The organism is Pseudomonas fluorescens, from assembly GCF_902497875.1.
Taxonomy (GTDB): domain Bacteria; phylum Pseudomonadota; class Gammaproteobacteria; order Pseudomonadales; family Pseudomonadaceae; genus Aquipseudomonas; species Aquipseudomonas fluorescens_BR.
In genome coordinates this window covers 1-1459 of the sequence record NZ_CABVHY010000134.1, presented here as the reverse complement: position 1 = coordinate 1459, position 1459 = coordinate 1, and the positions used below count along the sequence as shown (strand labels likewise).

The following is a 1459-nucleotide window of genomic DNA, read 5'->3' as shown; positions in this document are numbered from 1 at the left end:
CGCTCCCACATTACTGGATCTGTGTCATTTCACCATGATGTGATCGACGCAGAACTGGTGTGGGAGCGAGCCTGCTCGCGATGACGACCGTACGGCCGGCAAAGATCCCAACCAATACCTAGTCGCGCAAATCCGACTCATGGATCGGCTGATCACGGTGTGTTGCCCGTTGGTACTGCGCCGGCCAGATGGCTTTGTGCCCGCCCAGATCGTCATCGGCATGCAGCGGCCAATACGGATCGCGCAGCAGTTCGCGAGCCAGCAGGATGATGTCGGCCTGACAGGTACGCAAGATGTGCTCCGCCTGCGCCGGCTCGGTGATCAACCCGACGGTACCGGTGGAAATGCCCGCCTCCTTGCGCACACGCTCGGCAAAGCGCGTCTGGTAACCCGGCCCCGTAGGGATCTCCGCATTCGCGGCGGTACCGCCCGAGGACACATCGATCAGGTCTACCCCCAAGGCATGCAGACGTCGCGCCAGCTCGACGGTTTCATCCGGGTTCCAGCCGTCCTCGACCCAATCGGTCGCCGATACCCGGACGAACAGCGGTAATTCTTCAGGCCATACCGCGCGCACCGCTTCCGTCACTTGCAGCACCAGACGAATGCGATTCTCGAAAGAGCCTCCGTATTGATCGCGTCGTTGATTGCTCAACGGCGAAAGAAATTGATGGAGAAGGTAACCATGGGCGGCATGCACTTCGACCACTTTGAAACCGGCGACCAACGCGCGTTTGGCGGCCTCGACAAAGGCTTGAATGACGCCGGCGATCTGCCCTTCATCCAGCTGTGTAGGAGCGGTATGTTCAGGGTCGTAGGCAATCGGCGATGGGCCAACCGGAGTCCAGCCACCGTCGGCCGGTTTGACGCTACCGTGTTTGCCCAGCCAGGGGCGATGGGTGCTGGCCTTGCGTCCGGCGTGGGCCAGTTGGATCCCGGCGACGGCGCCCTGGGCGGTAATGAAGCGGGTAATGCGTTGCAGCGGCTCGATCTGTTCATCGTTCCACAGGCCGAGATCCTGAGCGGTGATCCGCCCCTCGGCGGTGACCGCCGTGGCCTCGGTAAAGACCAGCCCGGCACCGCCTACGGCACGGCTGCCAAGATGAACAAGATGCCAGTCATTGGCCAGCCCATCGGCGCTGGAGTATTGGCACATCGGCGAGACCGCGATGCGGTTGAGCAGCGTCAATTGACGAATGGTGTAGGGTTCAAGCAGCAGACTCATGGGGCACCTCTCTATTTATGGTCAGGCTCCAGGGTTCTGTTTGAATAGTCGACGAGTGACCGGAAGGATGCAGCACCCGCCCCCGCGGGCAAAAAAATAGACAAGACGTCACAAGGCCAATCAAGCAGTGCTTAGAGCCTAGTCGACAACGCGGGATGAGGGCGGGTTCAGAAAACTAAAGACCCCGACTTGGGAAGGTGCACACCCCTGTGGCGAGGGGGCTTGCCCCCATAG

General features: G+C 61.0%; 1 protein-coding gene. It reads right to left on the bottom strand.

Translation table 11 applies throughout. From position 1 onward, the window contains the following. Positions 1-118 precede the first annotated feature (118 nt). Positions 119-1225 (bottom strand): NADH:flavin oxidoreductase/NADH oxidase, encoded by a 1107-nt coding sequence (locus F8N85_RS34180; RefSeq protein ID WP_150803738.1) that lies wholly within the window; start codon positions 1223-1225, stop codon positions 119-121. Positions 1226-1459: the final 234 nt, after the last annotated feature.

Excerpts from the sequence above, each read along its gene's own strand:
- F8N85_RS34180 (WP_150803738.1), bottom strand. The coding sequence starts at position 1,225 with ATGAGTCTGCTGCTTGAACCCTACACCATTCGTCAATTGACGCTGCTC.